General features: G+C 44.5%; 14 protein-coding genes and 3 tRNA genes. 9 read left to right on the forward strand and 8 right to left on the reverse strand.

Annotated features, from left to right (window positions below; genetic code table 11):
* Window positions 1-15: 15 nt before the first annotated feature.
* The 4 genes from secE to TREPR_RS14700 form a co-directional block, all read right to left on the reverse strand.
* Window positions 16-195, reverse strand: a complete 180-nt coding sequence (secE, locus tag TREPR_RS14685; protein WP_015709133.1) for a preprotein translocase subunit SecE — start codon at window positions 193-195, stop codon at window positions 16-18.
* Between the two features lie 202 nt (window positions 196-397).
* Window positions 398-470: transfer RNA gene (locus TREPR_RS14690), tRNA-Trp, on the reverse strand.
* 7 nt (window positions 471-477) lie between these two features.
* Window positions 478-651, reverse strand: coding sequence for a 50S ribosomal protein L33 (gene rpmG, locus TREPR_RS14695; RefSeq protein ID WP_015709134.1), 174 nt, complete (start codon window positions 649-651; stop codon window positions 478-480).
* Window positions 652-671: 20 nt separating this feature from the next.
* A tRNA-Thr gene (locus TREPR_RS14700) sits at window positions 672-744 on the reverse strand.
* A gap of 188 nt (window positions 745-932) precedes the next feature.
* Here TREPR_RS14700 and deoD point away from each other — a divergent pair.
* Window positions 933-1,637 carry a purine-nucleoside phosphorylase gene (gene deoD / locus TREPR_RS14705; protein ID WP_015709135.1) on the forward strand — a complete coding sequence of 235 codons (705 nt, stop codon included), beginning with the start codon at window positions 933-935 and terminating at the stop codon, window positions 1,635-1,637.
* A gap of 47 nt (window positions 1,638-1,684) precedes the next feature.
* Here deoD and TREPR_RS14710 read toward each other — a convergent pair whose 3' ends face one another.
* Together TREPR_RS14710 and TREPR_RS14715 are read right to left on the reverse strand one after the other, a co-directional pair.
* Complete coding sequence (locus TREPR_RS14710) at window positions 1,685-4,624, reverse strand: ATP-binding protein (protein ID WP_015709136.1); 2,940 nt, start codon at window positions 4,622-4,624, stop codon at window positions 1,685-1,687.
* A 14-nt stretch (window positions 4,625-4,638) separates the two neighbouring features.
* Complete coding sequence (locus TREPR_RS14715; RefSeq protein WP_015709137.1) at window positions 4,639-6,033, reverse strand: type 2 periplasmic-binding domain-containing protein; 1,395 nt, start codon at window positions 6,031-6,033, stop codon at window positions 4,639-4,641.
* 150 nt (window positions 6,034-6,183) lie between these two features.
* Between TREPR_RS14715 and TREPR_RS14720 the strand changes: the two genes are divergently transcribed.
* The 5 genes from TREPR_RS14720 to TREPR_RS14740 all read left to right on the forward strand — a co-directional run bounded on the left by TREPR_RS14720 (window position 6,184) and on the right by TREPR_RS14740 (window position 11,970).
* A tRNA-Leu gene (locus TREPR_RS14720) sits at window positions 6,184-6,267 on the forward strand.
* A gap of 155 nt (window positions 6,268-6,422) precedes the next feature.
* On the forward strand, window positions 6,423-7,631 hold the full coding sequence (locus TREPR_RS14725; RefSeq protein WP_015709138.1) for a tyrosine-type recombinase/integrase: 1,209 nt from the start codon (window positions 6,423-6,425) through the stop codon (window positions 7,629-7,631).
* A 2-nt stretch (window positions 7,632-7,633) separates the two neighbouring features.
* Window positions 7,634-8,404, forward strand: a complete 771-nt coding sequence (locus TREPR_RS14730; protein ID WP_015709139.1) for a ParA family protein — start codon at window positions 7,634-7,636, stop codon at window positions 8,402-8,404.
* Window positions 8,404-9,267, forward strand: coding sequence for a ParB/RepB/Spo0J family partition protein (locus TREPR_RS14735; RefSeq protein WP_015709140.1), 864 nt, complete (start codon window positions 8,404-8,406; stop codon window positions 9,265-9,267). Before TREPR_RS14730 ends, TREPR_RS14735 begins: the two co-directional genes overlap by 1 nt.
* Before the next feature lie 786 nt (window positions 9,268-10,053).
* The gene (locus TREPR_RS14740; protein ID WP_015709141.1) at window positions 10,054-11,970 is read left to right on the forward strand and encodes a hypothetical protein; all 1,917 of its coding nucleotides are present in this window, start codon (window positions 10,054-10,056) and stop codon (window positions 11,968-11,970) included.
* A gap of 514 nt (window positions 11,971-12,484) precedes the next feature.
* On the opposite strand, the gene TREPR_RS14745 is transcribed toward TREPR_RS14740, so the two are convergent.
* Window positions 12,485-13,705 carry a hypothetical protein gene (locus tag TREPR_RS14745; protein ID WP_015709142.1) on the reverse strand — a complete coding sequence of 407 codons (1,221 nt, stop codon included), beginning with the start codon at window positions 13,703-13,705 and terminating at the stop codon, window positions 12,485-12,487.
* 149 nt (window positions 13,706-13,854) lie between these two features.
* Between TREPR_RS14745 and TREPR_RS14750 the strand changes: the two genes are divergently transcribed.
* The 3 genes from TREPR_RS14750 to TREPR_RS18680 all read left to right on the forward strand — a co-directional run bounded on the left by TREPR_RS14750 (window position 13,855) and on the right by TREPR_RS18680 (window position 15,017).
* Window positions 13,855-14,043, forward strand: a complete 189-nt coding sequence (locus TREPR_RS14750; protein ID WP_015709143.1) for a helix-turn-helix domain-containing protein — start codon at window positions 13,855-13,857, stop codon at window positions 14,041-14,043.
* A 4-nt stretch (window positions 14,044-14,047) separates the two neighbouring features.
* Complete coding sequence (gene tnpB, locus TREPR_RS14755; RefSeq protein ID WP_041611236.1) at window positions 14,048-14,581, forward strand: IS66 family insertion sequence element accessory protein TnpB; 534 nt, start codon at window positions 14,048-14,050, stop codon at window positions 14,579-14,581.
* Window positions 14,582-14,840: 259 nt separating this feature from the next.
* Complete coding sequence (locus TREPR_RS18680; protein ID WP_015709144.1) at window positions 14,841-15,017, forward strand: hypothetical protein; 177 nt, start codon at window positions 14,841-14,843, stop codon at window positions 15,015-15,017.
* A 31-nt stretch (window positions 15,018-15,048) separates the two neighbouring features.
* On the opposite strand, the gene TREPR_RS14760 is transcribed toward TREPR_RS18680, so the two are convergent.
* A complete protein-coding gene (locus TREPR_RS14760; protein ID WP_015709145.1) occupies window positions 15,049-15,888 on the reverse strand; it encodes a DUF2971 domain-containing protein in 840 nt (279 codons plus the stop codon).
* Between the last annotated feature and the right edge of the window lie 152 nt (window positions 15,889-16,040).

Here is a 16,040-nt window from a genome sequence, read left to right on the forward strand (position 1 = left end):
TTTTTGTCCTTTTTGTTAAAATACTGCCTGTACACCCAGGAGCAAAAGTACGTCCACCAATCCCAATACGGCGGCGAATATTATAGTAGAAACAATAACCACCTTAACGGAGCCGATAACATCTTCCCGGCTCGGCCAAACGACCTTGCGAAGCTCCGCGTATGATTCTTTTACAAATTGAACTACCTTGCCCATGTTATTTCTCCAAATTTAAATCTCAGTCAGCGGGACAGACTCTTTATTCCAGGCGCAGTAGGCTTCCCTTCCGGCCTTCAACGTCCTGTTTCAGGCCTCCAGGCCGGGGCCTGCCCCTGACGGGCGCATCCATGCGCCCTTTTCCTCCCCTCTGGTCGGCGGGGCAAGCCCTTCGAAGCCTACTGCACCTTCCATTTCACTCCAGGCGCAGTAGGCTTCGAACCCACGACCTGCGGTTTTGGAGACCGCCGCTCTACCAACTGAGCTATACGCCTCTGAAAACTACTTAACCTTTGTTTCCTTATGCAGGGTATGCTTCCGGTCAAAGGGGCAATACTTATTGAATTCCAGCTTTTCCTGGGTATTCCGCCGGTTTTTCGTGGTCGTATAGTTCTTCCGTTTGCATTCGGTACATTGCAGGGCGATAAGCTCTACCGCCGTCTTCTTACTTGCCATCTCTTCCTCCTACCACTCCGAGCCCTCGAACAGAATCGAACTGTTGACCTTATCCTTACCATGGATATGCTCTGCCAACTGAGCTACAAGGGCAAATCATCACAATTTGACACGTTCTGAGAAGATATCAGGATCATAAACTTGTGTCAATAGAGTGTTGTCACAAAGCTGTCAACAACGCCTTTTTTGAGTAAACCGGGTTTAGCCCGGCCCTTGATATAAATTCGTCCTTCACCATAGTATATTATAAGTAAGAAAAAAGAAAGAGCCCAGGAGGAGCCATGTCTATTCATATTGCAGCCAAGCCCGGGGAGATTGCGGAGGCGATTTTACTGCCCGGTGACCCTTTGCGGGCCAAATTTATCGCGGAAACCTTCCTGGAAAACCCGGTTCAGTACACTGGGGTGCGCAACATCCTGGGCTTTACCGGGACCTACAAGGGCAAGCGGGTGTCTGTCCAGGGCACAGGCATGGGTATTCCGTCTATTTCTATATATGTAAACGAATTATTTCGGGATTACAATGTGCGCCGGGCAATCCGGGTCGGCACTGCGGGGGCCATACGGCCTGAGGTAAAGCTCCGGGACCTGGTGATTGCCATGTCCGCGTCCACCGACTCAGGGGCAAATAGCATCCGCTTTGAGGGTAGAAACTACGCCCCCACCGCCAGTTTCAGCCTCCTCAAGGCGGCCTACGATTCGGCGCTTTCCAAGGGCTGGCAGCCAAAGGTGGGGTCCATTGTTTCGTCGGATATGTTTTACACCGAAGACCCCGAGGACTGGAAGATCTGGGCAAAATTCGGGGTCCTGGCGGTAGAAATGGAAGCCGCGGAACTCTACACCCTGGCGGCCAAATACGACCGGGAAGCCCTGGCCCTGGTAACCATCTCGGACAGCCTGGTAACCCATGAGGCAACCACTGCGGAAGAGCGGCAGACCACCTTTACCCGGATGATGGAAGTAGCGCTGGAGACGGCGATTTCCTGAGCGAAGCCCGCAAGTGGGTTCTTCGTGGTTAAATTTGGCCCCCCGGTTCAGCCAAGCCGCTGGGACAGTACCTTCATGACTTCGTTAATATCTATAGGTTTAGCCAGGTGGCCGTTCATACCCGAGGCCAGGGCGCGGTCAATATCTTCCCGGTAGGCATTGGCGGTCATGGCGATAATGGGCACGGTTTTTGCGTCATCCCGGTCCAGGGCGCGGATTTGGCGGGCGGCTTCGTGGCCGTCCATGTTCGGCATCTGTACATCCATGAAAATCAGGTCGTAATAAGCCGCCGGGGAGGCGGCAAAAGCCTTTACCGCTTTGGCACCGTCTTCAGCCTCATCAATTTTCAGCTGGGTATCCGCAAGCAGTTCCTGAATGATCATCCGGTTAATTTCAATGTCCTCGGCTAAAAGAATCCGCTTCCCGGAGAAAACCTTTACCCCCGTATCTTTCGGTAACAGCTCTTCCCGGGGCATTTCGGTGATGGCCATGTCCAGGGTAAACGAAAAGGCAGATCCCTGGTCGGGAACGCTTTCTACCGTAATAAGGCCCCCCATTTGCTTTACCAGGTTCTGGCTGATCGCAAGCCCCAGGCCTGTGCCGCCGAAACGTACCGAGATGGAGCTGTCCGCCTGCTCAAAGGCGGTGAATAAATTTTTCATCTGATCCGGCGTCATCCCGATCCCTGAATCGGATACCTGGAAAAAAAGCTGTATCCGTTTTTCGTCCCGTTCCACAGCCTGGGCCTTGAAGACGATGGTCCCCTGGTTGGGGGTAAATTTGACCGCATTCCCCAGGAGGTTTATCAGGATCTGCTTGAGCCTGAGTTTATCCCCCATTACACAAATATCCGTAATGCCCGTAAATTCGTTACCAAAATTTATTTCCTTCTCCTGGCAGCGCAGGACAATTATCTTGGCCACCTCTTCCATGGCCTGGTTCAGCGCAAAGGGATCGTGGACAATTTCAAATTTGCCGCTTTCAATCTTTGACATATCCAGCACATCGTTCAGAATGCCCAGCAGGTGATCCGAAGCGGCGGCAATCTCAAAGAGGGAATGATCCTTTTTGCCGATCTCCTGAGCCCGCCGGGCAATCTCGGTCATCCCGATGATGGCATTCAGGGGGGTACGGATCTCATGGCTCATCCGGGACAGAAATTCCCCCTTGGCCCGGGACGCCACCTGGGCGGCCTGGGTCTGGACCTCCAGTTCCCCGGTACGTTCCCGCAGTTCATGGGTGCGCTGCTCCACGGTGCGCTCCAACTCGGCGGCCATCTGCCTGTTGCGCAGCAGTAACACTGTGAGCAGGGCCAATACTACCGCCAGCAGACCCAGGGAGCCGATAAGGTAGGGTTTCTGCGCCCGGGCCATGGCGCCGCTATAATCAAAGACCCGGCGGGTCCAGTCATCCACCACCCGCCCGGTATTAATCAAACTCTGGGCCTTGCTTATAATGGAGCAGAGCAGCGTTTCTTCCGGGCCAAAGCCAAAGTACGCCTCGTAGGGCCGATGCAGCACTAAATTTGCCTTATACCCCGTACGTTCCAAATAATTAGTAATATTAAGCAGCAAATTCCGGGTAGCCATCAGGAGTTCGATATCCCCTTTGGCCAATGCGTTAATTGCAGTCTCCCGATCCGGGTACTCCACAGTATTAGTATGGTGGGGGAAAAACTCCCGAAAAATTTCCGCAGAGGCGGTCCCGGTAACCAGCCCTATCCGCTTGTAGGGAACATCGCTCATGGTTACATCCTGGTAGGCATTGCCGGATATAAGGGCGTAATAGTCTATCTGGTAGGGAGAATTGGCAAACAAAAAAGTCCCCTCGCTGGAGGCAGACCGTATAAGCTCCATGGTCATGGAAACCTGGCCCTGGCTGAGCAGCGCCCTGGTGTCGGTTAAATTTGCACTGGGGGAATTGGCGTAATTAAAGTGAATGCCCGTTAAAAGATTTATTTCCCCCAGCAAATCTACGGCAATACCCTGCCATTCATTTTCTTTGGGGTTAAAAAAACTCACCGGATAATTATCCGCTTCGATGGACACCGCTATCGAAGGTTGCGTAGAATTGGCCCGGTCCCCGTCCCGCAGTTTTTCCAGCAAGGCCCGTTCCTCGTAAGTCAGCCGACTGGATAAATTATAGCGAAGGTAATCCCGGTTTCCCTGGTCATACATTTGGGCAAAACGGTAGCTGCCGGTACTTTGCAGGTATTTCTGGGTCACCGAAATAATAGCCTGGTACCGGGGATCCCGGGTGGCCATGGTAACCCTGTTATAGCTCAGGGGCAGAAAATCTTCGATAATAAGATTGTCGTACAGCGCAAAGATACCTTCTACGGTTTCGTCCATAAAAAGGGCGTCAATTTCTTTAAGGATCAGTTTTTGATAGGCTTCGTTGTAATTGGAAACCGGCTCCGGCTCAAAGGGCAGTTTGCTGTAGGGGGAAACCAAAGCTTCCGTGGTGGTTCCCTTCAAGAAACCGAATTTAAGCGGCCGGGAACGGGCAAAAAATGCCAGCCGATCGGACCCTTCCATGCTGACAAATTTGATTCGCCGCTCCGCAATAGAGTCGGTCATAAAATAGTCCCCCCGGGTATCCTGGGACGAGGATATTTCTCCGGTAAAGGCAACTGTATTGGTTTCCAACCCCTTGAGCAGGGCGTCCCAGCCGTATATGACCGGCCGGAACTTCAGCCCAAAAAGGCCGGTGAGCCAATCGCAGACCAGCACAGAAAAGCCCCGGGTATTGCCGGCCTCATCACGGAAACATTCGGTACTGAGGGTCATACCGTAGATAAGGATAGAAGTACTGCGCCGCAGGCTTTCCACAGCGTTTATCTCCTCCTGGGTAACCCCGGGAATATCTTTATATGAAGCATACTCGCCCAAAGCAGCAGAAGAAGGAACAGGCTTCACCCCATTCCCGCAGGAGGCAAAGGCGATAAAAAGAATTGCTGCTAAAGTTCCCCACCCGGTCAAACGCATGACTTAAACTAACCTTATTTGAAGTAATTATCCAGCGCTTCCTGAATAAGGGGCTGATACTCTCCAATCAGGGTTACAACAGAAAGTTCACCCGCCATAAGGGGCAGGATAGAAAAATCAGTACCCAAATTTTCCCATAGGTCAAACCCGGGCCTGGAAGCCATCATGGTGGCGTATTTATAGTTCCGCTCGGTGATATACATGTTCCGGGACCACGCAGTATCCTGGCCTATGTCTAAATCGTAGTCGTACCAATTAGTCCAGTCAAAAAGGACATCGTATACCAGCCGGGGGTTTTCGGTACCCTGGGGAATGAAATACCAGTTGCCCTGGGGCTGGCTATGGTGGTTTTCCGCAAAACTACCGCTGGGCCCCCGGGGCCAGGGGACAACCCCAATTTCAAAGGGAAGATCCGTCCCGCCCTGTTCGTTAAAAATCCAGTCCGCGCAGACCCAAAAGCCGGATAAGCCTTCAGCGTAGAGCCGGTTATTAATTTCCCAGTTAGACCGATCCCAGGGCCGGGCAGTTTTATCTTTATTATAGATAGTATTGATAAAATCCAACACTTCCTGGGTTGCGGGGGAGGATAGTTTTTCCTGGGTCCCCGGCGCAATGCCGGTATTGTTGGAAAGCAGCAGATTTGAAAGGGTGTAGGTCCAATATCCACTAAAGCCGTAGGTATCGATGTCCCCATCATCGTCCGCATCCCGGGTAAGGGCGGTAAGGTAGCTCCGCCACTTTTCCCAGGTCCATTCCCCCTTGTCATACAGATCCTGGGGATTTTCCAGCCCCGCGGCGCGGATCATGGTCAAGTTGAAAGCCAGGGGGTAGGCATTGGTCGCCCCCGAACCGGAAGGGGAAAAAAGATATGCCTCATCCTGACTGGCCACGCGGAGGTATTTCATCACATTCTGAGAATTAAAGACATCCGTCCCCTCCAGGCCCATTTCCTTAAGCCCGATAGCATAGTCTTTCAGGACCGCAGGGATACCGAATTGAAGATCCACCTCATAAATTTCCACATCCGGATCCCCTGAAGGAATGGAGATATCAATGCTTTCCCGCACCCCTTCAAAGGTTAAATTGACGAAATTAAAAACAATATTGTACTTAGCCTCGATTTCCCGCATCCTATCCAGCCGCATTTGAGCAGTTACCGGCTGGGACAGGCCCGGATCGTCGTGGATATCCTGATGTTTACTTACATAATATTTGTCAAACCAGGTGCCGATGGTGATAATCCGCTTCCCATCGTCGGTATACCGGCCATTCTCCTGGGAATTGCCCTCAGCGGCGCTTTGTGGTGCCTCGGTTTTCCCCGGGATTGCGCCGGAAGCCGCCTTATTGCCGCAGGAAGCCAGGCTTATTCCCAAACCCAGCATTAGAATGATGGCTATATGTTTTTGCATAGTAATACCTCATGAAGTAAAGAGTCACATTCGTTTATAAATAGTTTATACTATAAATCAGCTTCAAATACAACTAAAAAGGCTTACGACGAAGAATCGGGGCCGAATACTTGACTTTTCCGCCCTGCCTGGTGTATGTTGTCAGAACAAGCCCGGATGGTGGAATTGGTAGACACGCTGGTTTCAGGTACCAGTGCCCTCACAGGTATGGAAGTTCGAGTCTTCTTCCGGGCAGAGTTCTTAACTCCTTACGTTGTAAGGAATTAGTCAATGATGGCACATGCGTGAAAACGTGGTGCATGTCTGCGCTAAATCCCGAGGATCATTAAAAGGATCATTGGTAAATTTCAACCAATGATCCTTGCCTCGGAGAAATTTGGAGGCATGATATGCGCTCGTTAAATGACCACGCTCTCTATTCGCTTTACAAGAAATCCTTAAAATCCGGTATTTTTTGGTACGTCCGTTTCTGGGACGAATCACTCAAAAAGTATGCCCACAGCCGTTCTACTGGGATACTCGTTGAAGGGAAGCGGGAGCGGCATCGGGAAGCCGAGGAAGCGGCCAAAGTTATGCTGCCGAGGATATGCTTTAATACTAGCGAAAGATCTTTTATAGATTACCTCCGGGATTTTTGGACCCCTGAAAGCCGGTATGTTCGGGAATGTGCCCTGGTCAAGAAACGTCCGCTCTCTTCCTATTATATAAGAATGAATCATGACGATGTTCGCCGCCATTTGGAGGTATTTCCCGGATTCCTGGGGATCACATTACATGAACTTACCGCTGGAAAAATCCGGGATTGGATGCTCTGGATGAGCGAAAAAGGACTATCCGGTCGGCGTATCAATTCGGTCCTTCAATCCATGCGGGTTGCCGTCCGCTATGCCATCGAACGGGAAGAAATAGAAAATGATCCCTTTAAGAAAGTACATGAGGCTACAGAACAAAGGAAGGAGAAGGGCATCCTCTCTATAGTAGAGGTAAAAAAGCTCCTGAGTACACCGATACAAGATCTCTATTCGCGTCTAGCTATTCTCCTGGGGCTTCTCTGCGGTATGCGGCGAGGTGAAGTCCGGGGACTACTGTGGGGGGATCTTAAGGACGGACTTATCCATCTGTGCCATAACTATCAGGATAGCGATGGATTGAAGGGACCAAAATGCGGCAGTCTGAGGACCATCCCCATACCACAATCTGTCCAATCTCTCATTGAGAGCATCAAGACTATAATTGGAGAACCGGAAACGTCTTCTTTCGTTTTTATACGCCCTACTGATGAACGTATCCCTCTCAGTAATAATTTCTTCCGGTATGCTCTGGAACGGGAACTGACCGCTATTGGTATCCCTGGAGAATGGCGGAGAAAAGAGAAGGCTCCTGATGGCTACGTTAATGAGCAGAAACAACGTAATCTTACCTTTCATGGGTTACGCCATACCTTCGTTACCTTGGGGCGTCTTGCTGGTATCACCGATTTAGAGATCCAAGCTCTTGCAGGTCACAAAGATGCTACTATGATGAACTACTATAGTCATGCTGAACAGGTATTGGACTTTACCAGCGCAAAAGAAAAACTGGAAAAGGCAGTGGGGTGAAAATGAAAACCATCGCCATAAACTCAACGAAAGGGGGGACAGGGAAAAGCACTCTGTCAGTCATCTTTGCAAGCGCATTGGTCAATGCGGGGTATAAGTGTCTTGTGATCGATGCCGATGCCAGTAACAGTTCAGCATCTTTTTTCTTTGACGAAGGGGTCCCCTACGAAATAGTAAAGGAACAGAATATTTTTAATGTCTTTTTTGGAGGCAGGATTCAGGATAACGCCATAAAGACGAGTGGGAATATCGACTTAATCCACGGTGATGTTCGGCTCAATGAGTTCCGCAGTACCGACAGCCTGAAAAAGCTGAAACGTTCCATGCAGGGACTTGAATACGATTATGTCATAATTGACACCGCGCCAACCTATGATAACATTATCGGTAATGTCCTTACTGCAAGTGATGTTCTCCTGATTCCGGTTCATCAGGATATGTTCAGCTATCAAGCCCTGAAATATCAGTTTGAGAAACTGGCTGATTTGGAATTGGATAAACTGGAAATCCATATCATTTTTAACCAGTTTGAAAAACCCATGAACGACAACCAAAATACATATCGCCATCAGATTACTAATCTCTTTTTTGCGGATGAAGTGTTTAGCCATTTTATCAATAATAATTATATCTCGCGGAGTAGTGTGTTTAAGAAATACATTAACAGACGGAATTATCAGATTGATTCCAAGGCCGAAACCCGCAAAAGTTATGAGGAAATCAAAAGTCTTATTTACAGCGTTTTAGGCATCATTGTGCCGGAGGGGATATAATGGCATCAATTAGCGCTTTAAAAAATATAAAGGCACGAACCGGAACTCAGGACAGTCACTCGGCAAATGTTATGGTCAAGGATATTCCGATTGGGGATATTCGGATAAAAGCGAATGTCCGGCAGGACTACACAGGAATTGAGGAACTTGCCGAAAGTATACGGCAGCATGGTCTATTGCAGCCGATAACGGTCTATGCTGATGGGGACCAATATATAGTAAAAACCGGACACCGGAGGTTTTTAGCTTGTCAGAAACTATATGAAACTGAACGAGAACGGTTTCATAGTATCCGATGCATTATCTCCAATGCGGAAAATATCGCCGTTATCCAGCTGGTCGAGAATGTCCAGAGAGAGGATTTGAGTCAGATTGACCTTTACAATGCGCTCTCTTCGCTTAGGGAACAGGGGGTTTCTCATAAACACATCGCAGAGATGATGGGGAAGAAATTGCATTATATTGAAAATTTGTTTACCGCTATCAATGAAATACAGAGTAACGAAAAGCTTAAAGAGCATCTAACTACCGCCGGCGGTAGTATTCAGAACATTTCTGAAACCAAGGGGATGCTTGATGGGCAAGCACGATTTGATTTACTTGACCAACGTCAAAAAGGGAATATCACTCGTGCTGAAATGAGGAAAAAAGCCAAGTATCTTAAACAGGATTTTCTTTTTGATATCCCAAATAACCAAACTGAGGCTTTATCACCAGAATTAGATCCAAGCATTAGAATATTGGTATCGGACGATGGACTTGTTATCAATCTTACATTTAATCATGAAGCCTCAGCTAAAATGATGATAGCAGGGATACGGCGGCTTATAGGCAAGTACGGAATAAAAGAGGAAAAAATGTAATAAATATAATATTTCTACTTGACTATTATTAAGAGTTTAGATATTTTGTAATTGAATATGGCGATAAGCCAGCCATCCTTCATTAGTAAGGCGTGGCCATTTTAGAACAAGGATGCGAGGATGACTTAGCGATCATTCACTTATTTTTTGCTATATTAAGCGTAGTGGTTATGGGTAGGTAATGCGAAAAAATCTAACCCAAAACCAAAGCTTGAGTAATTTAAATGTCAAAAGGGTTTACAAAGAACCAGCAAGACACAGTAGTAGAAGGTACCAATTGGTTTTTATAGACCACACTTCTTCTATGTATGGGAATCCATATTAAATTATTTGGTTATGTTTGGTGGAGTAAAGAGTAAGTGAAAAGAGGCATTAAAAAATACCGTCTTTCTTAACTTCCGACTCTTCAATCATAAATCGTTCTATTTAGCCAGTTACAAAAAGGAAAAAATGGTTAAACTATTCTTGTCACGAAAAGAATTAGCTGAGGTACTTGGAGTATCGGTGGCCACTATTGATAGAGGAATTCGCAATCAGGTATGGCCCTACCGGTGCTATGTTAAGATAGGGCGCAGAATTTTATACCCAGCCTCTCTTCTGGAAGAAATTGAGAAAAAAGCCAATAAAACAGGACCAACCATTCCAGTTGGGGCAACTGCATGAACACAGTAGGGTATCTGTATACATCTGGAAATAGATTCCGTATAAAAGAATACACAGTTTGTTAAAAATCAGTATCCAGGGATATTATCTGGATAATGTTTCTAAAATAATAAGGAGGTTCCGATGGACATGGGAATTGTAAAAAAAATTCAGGAATCGATTTGTAGTACCGGGCAAGTTCATATTATAATGGGCCCAACAAATCAGAGGCAATTTTTAGATGCCTGCGCCTATAAACATACGTCAAAGGGTCTGGTGAAATACCAAGCTTTTAGTAACGATGTTTTTGAATTTCTCTACGCAAACGGAATTACTAATACTGCTGAACAAAAAGAGTATCTCAAGAGAATCAAACTTAATCTGTGCCTAGGCCCTGAGGAAATAAATAAGGACGCAGATCACCTAATTGTCACTAAAGAAGGGCAGTGTCTCGATATGATCGAATTAGCCCGGATAATCAAAGACGGCCAAGACACTGACAAAGAATCACTTCGGTGGCTCAAGCCAATTACCGAATATGAAAAAAACAACCTCATCCAGCGAATGGGGGCAAATTACACTTCGAATTTCAACGATGGAAAGATAGTTCTTCAAAACTATTTAAAACTGGTTCTGTATGATTCCTCTGACGGAATGGTTGACTGGGTCATAAAGTTTTTTGCCCGATTGGTTTATGACAGAAACCATAGAAAGGAATTCGTTCGGCTCATTGGCGAAAAGAATTCTGGAAAAACTGCGATAGGAAACTTTTTATATAATCTTTTAGGAACCTATGCGGGTATTTTAACTGATAAAGTTTTTTATGGTACTGATTCTGATACGTCAAACAAAGAACTTTTCGCTTTACAATATCACAAGGTACTGATGCATACCGAGTCCAATGCCACTAAACGGGCAAAGAATATTGACACTACGCAAATTAAGAGAATAACAGGGAATTCTCTGATAAAGTACAAGGACTGTGTTTTTTCACTACAAGTGAAGATATTGGATGAAGGTAATGGCTTCCCTGAGTACGATGCGGACGCCGCATTCAATGAACGGGCGTATTTTATCCTATTTCGAAAGAATACAGACGTACCCAGTTACGTCATTGATGGAGTAATTGAAGACCTCAAGACCCATAAAGATTCCATATTTTCGTATCTTCTTCATCTAAGTGCGGAAGACTTTGATAAGGAAATACTACGGCCAGAGAGCATGAAACTTGTCCAACAATGGGTTCAATACTACAAAGATCCTGTGAAAGCTTTCTATGAGAATGCCTGTATTCGAAATCAGGCAATTAGCACTCCTGCAATAGTTGCATATCGCTTATTCCAAGAATGGGTGAGGTTATATTTAAGGCCGCATGGTGCAGATATCCCGATTCTGAAAGAAACGACCATTCCTATTCCATCAGAGATTATATTCAATCGTAAAATGACGACACTTCATGGTTCCTTTATACCTCATCGTAACAGAGGTGCTGTATTTCAATTGCTAGAAATCAAATGCGAAAAGAATTATTGGGGAGACTATCTGGAAGCTAAGCGGGATGGCCTTGATTTTATAGCCCGCCAGAACGTACTGGAAACTCTCGCGGATGCGAAAGGGAAGATGGAGACTGTGGACCAAGCGGAGAAAAGCGATGCAAAGGTCACTGAAAAAATTGCTGAAGTACAAAAGGATATCCAGGAACTTGCCACTGAGAAGCCTCAAAACATGGTTGAATCTCTACTGCAAAACAACAGTATCAAGGACAATAGCTCGATCATTATTTTCAATCAATATTTAGAAGCTATGTTTTATGCCCAGTTATGCAGGCAAGATTCTCTCACCAACTGCCCGCAGAATTCATTGCTCTCTTCGGCTGCATCCATTCCGCCTCATCAGAAGTCACTTGTTGCAGAGGTTTTTGAGCCCCTGCAATCAAATCCAGAGCCTGAATATCATGTTACCAAGCCCGGACCTTATGCTGATTTTGGCCCCATTGAATACGGTCCAGATGGGTTGATGTTCGACAATTCTACTGGTATATGGACCAAAATAGAAGAATAAAAGTATTCCAGACGACATTGTAAGGTTGTATAATAGCGTCAAGGGCTACTCGAAAGGGTAGCTTTTTTATAAAAAAATATACAGGATTGTAAAATTATTCAAAAATCGTCACTTTTTGAGTCTAAAAGTGACGATTTTCGTCAATTTAAATAAGGTCTTCTAATTACGGATGTCATTTGCTGCATATCACTGGAATCTTGTTCGTATTTTCAGACATTTCCACCTTTATCTTGGAATCATCACGGCCTACGTATATAAAGATAGCCCACCTTTCCGCACTAAGTAAAATACGGATAAGATTATGATAAATCGAAAGGAAGGGAAACATTTGGGATACCTATTTTTTATGCATACTTAATATGAAACCGCAGTTACCGATGATTTCCTGCTCTAGGCAGCTCATGTAGAGAACGCAATACTCCTAGACCATTTTTGATGAATAAGAAAAGCATTCAAAATCCCATAGAATATTCTCTCAATGGCGACCTCTTAGTATAGTATATGTTCTTATTTATCAATGACAATCAAGAATAGCGTCGGTGGTGATAGGTGCTAACTTGTTATTATAACAATCTGTATCGATAAATGTGGTAAAATTCACATTACTATGGTTGGCTTTTGGTACCATTTTGTTATTTTCACTACTGTCATCATTGTTCATCACATCTATATCATGTTTGATGCGGGAGAGTCGAGAACCGAGTGTATTGTGAGTGCTGCGAGCATCTTGCATGCTGTGGTGTTTGATAATCGTGTCATCATTATCAAGTAACGAAATGAGATATCCATAACTTGAAACGATTTGATTATAACTTATACGTGTACTACCATCGTTTTTGAATTTCAACAAGTCCTTTCCGGTATACCTTAGCTTTTCTTCCTTAGCTCCGTTGTAGATAGAACTAAAAACCGGATGAGTACTGGCATTCGTATCAACGAGAACGACATTTAAGAAGTACTTGTAATAAAGTATGCTTAAAAGAGGTGTGAACCTTTGGATAATTTCCTTGTAAGTGCCATCAATATTATCAATGGCCAAGTATTTTGAATTGCCCCGTGTGAGACGAAACTCGATTCTGCCTTGGTAAGGGCTGCTGTCGATTAGGCTGTGTTTAGTTTGATTATAAGCCTTATCTTTTTCTGCTGTATTGTAGTAATCAATCGATGATTTGCGAAAATGAGGAGTGAAATCGGGCGAATATATCGTATTGAAATACTGTTTTAATACCCTTGTATCCTTATTTGTTTTTCGAAAATCCAAGTAAGTTCGTTTGCCACTTCCGGTTCCTACATCAAATACGATTGCATTATTAGATAATGATATTGATTCTAATGACATATCGAAGAAAAACTCAACTTCACTAATGCCGATTATAAATTGACGTATATTCCTAAAGATGAAGTCCTCTGTTATCTCAAAATCTTTGTCTTGTGAAATATATTTGTCCCATGTTTCGATATAGGCATTTCTGTTTATAATAATCCCTCCCTTTTTTATTCGACTGTAAAGGGCATGAGCTACGTTTTGCAATATGTTTGGTGAATGGAATAATTCTTCTGCCTGTATATCAATATAGGTGAAGTTATTAAATCTATTTCTGATTCTTCTGATTGAAATTTTTCTGTTTGACATAAAGAATTTACTTGCATCATAGCAATCATCAAGACATGGATGCATGATGACCGTTATTTTATCAATCCCCTCTAGAACCTGCTCGCCGTTTATAAAAACCATAATCTTACTCCTATTTTCAATTTTGTTGTTGGCTATTATTAGTTTCTATTCTTATGTTACGATAGCTGCTTGCTAGTATGATTCACTTTTATGTACGAACATTATTATAGATATAGTCTAAGTAATTAGTAATTGAATGAGGAGAAAATTTGGATACAACTTTGACCATTACGGATGTTGCTGAAAAATTGCAACTATCACTATCGACCGTATATAAGTTTGCGGAAGAAGGAACACTACCGGCATTAAAAGTCGGAAAACAATGGCGATTTACAGAGGAAGATATAAAACAATATCTTCAATCCTGTAAAATGACCAATGTAATTAAAGAGGAGTAATGTTATGAAAACTAAAGAGAAAGTTATAAATAACCAACATGAATTGCAGAAATCAGTCTCTGCGGTAGCAGATGTGCTTAAAGACGTACCAGCTCAGCCAAAGGAAAAGACCATTTCGTCGCCAAAGCCTGTAACGCCAAAAGCCAAAAAAGAAACCATCAAACAACCTGCACCTGATCCAGCGCAAGTTGAGAAAAAGCCATCTTTGCTGAGAGTCCAAGCAGAACCAGACCTGATTATCAGGCCAAAACCAGTTAATGTTCATTGCGGAGTCCCCGCGCTGTCAAGGATGGTGATTGAGGATTTTGATAAAAACCCAAAGGGAGGCGACTTGTTCGCCTTTATCGATAGATGGCATAAAACAATTCAGGTATTGCAACAAACAGACTCTGGGTCGTGTTTGATAAAGAAAAGGCAAGATAATGCGATGGAATGGCCGAGCCTACCCGGAGATGCGAATGCCCCAGTAGTACTCAAAGGAATTGCAAAAGATAAGTTTCTTCAACAAATTGGGCTACCAAAAGGCTTGTCCCAATAAAAACTTCTGTCATCATCATCATCGGTCTATATATATCCTATACAGGCTAAAATGCCTATTTTTGGTATATATCCTCAATGATGATGATGAAGGAAATTCAGATATCTGCCAGACATGGAATAACAATTAGTGGCAATTTTTTCTCTTATAGCTTGTGATACCGGGACTAGTAGCTCTCCCAAGCGCGGCTTAACTACCCCTACCAAGTTTGAAGGGAATCGAAGATGAAAACACCAGCCTAGTTTTTTAGGGAAATGTTATGGCAATCAATTGGATTGGAATCGTAATGGCAAAAGCCTCATTTACCTTTACAAATAAAACAATAACAATTACTGAATTAGTAATACCTGAAACCATTGGCAAGAAAGAAACAGTTCCCTATACGCTTTCCGGAAACCAGCTGATTCTTGACGGCGATACATGCGCAAATCAGTGAATTAGTTCCGGAAAAGCGCTAGGTACCTTCCCTAAACGGTCCCTGGCGCTTTTCCAGGCGTTGCTCCCGTACTGCCCCAACCGGGAGACTGTGGGATGGGCTCAATATCATAGGAATCCAATTTCTGGCGCATATTAAAATATTCAATACCGGGAACAATATCCATCAGGTGCATCCAATTTATGGTTAACATTCTCAAGCCGAAATAAAATTTAACAGGTTTGCAATGAATAAAACAGCGTTTTGGAGCTTTATAAAAACGCAAAGACCTCAGCCAGAAGTAATACGGAATACCTATGCCGCTTTTCTGCCTCGCTTCATAATCAAGGCGCTCAAGCTCATCAAACTCTTTCCTATCAATTTCCTCCGGGGTTATTTTAAGGACAGCACGCCATTCCTTCTCGTAGTCCCAATGGCTTGATTTTGTGAGCAACACAGTCTTTACATCCGTATCGGTAACGCCAGATACGACTGGCATGGCAGTCGCATAAGCAACTTGTTCTAAAAACGAAATGCTTGCTTCGATTTCACTTTTCTTGTAGGCAACACAAAAACCTTGATGGGAATTGGTGTAATGGGACCACATAAGGGGATTGTCATAGGTTTCGGTAAAACAACCTATCCTATAGTTATGGTTGATTTCAGACATCAGTTCGCTATGGCGTATAAAGGGCGGCGGCGTGGGCCTACCATGTATGGTAGCGGGAACCGCAACGCCTGGTACATATTTTCCAAAGCCCTCGAAGGGGTCATTGAAATAGCTCACATCATTCAAACAGAGTTCATTTTTACCTATATTATCAAAGGCATGCTGAGAATTTGAATAATATTTATACAGTAAATCATCACTCCCAATCGGCGTTGCTGGCATATTTTACTCCTTGTTTAAATCGCCAAAGTTATATTCTACACCTAGTATACTTTTTTTCATCGGCCTAAAAAAGGTGCTTGGACAAAAAAAATTTTGGTTATTTATTTATAAAGATGAAATATATGAAATTATTATCAGTGTTTGGTAAAGCC

This window comes from Treponema primitia ZAS-2 (genome assembly GCF_000214375.1).
In the GTDB taxonomy this organism is placed as follows: Bacteria; Spirochaetota; Spirochaetia; order Treponematales; family Breznakiellaceae; genus Termitinema; species Termitinema primitia.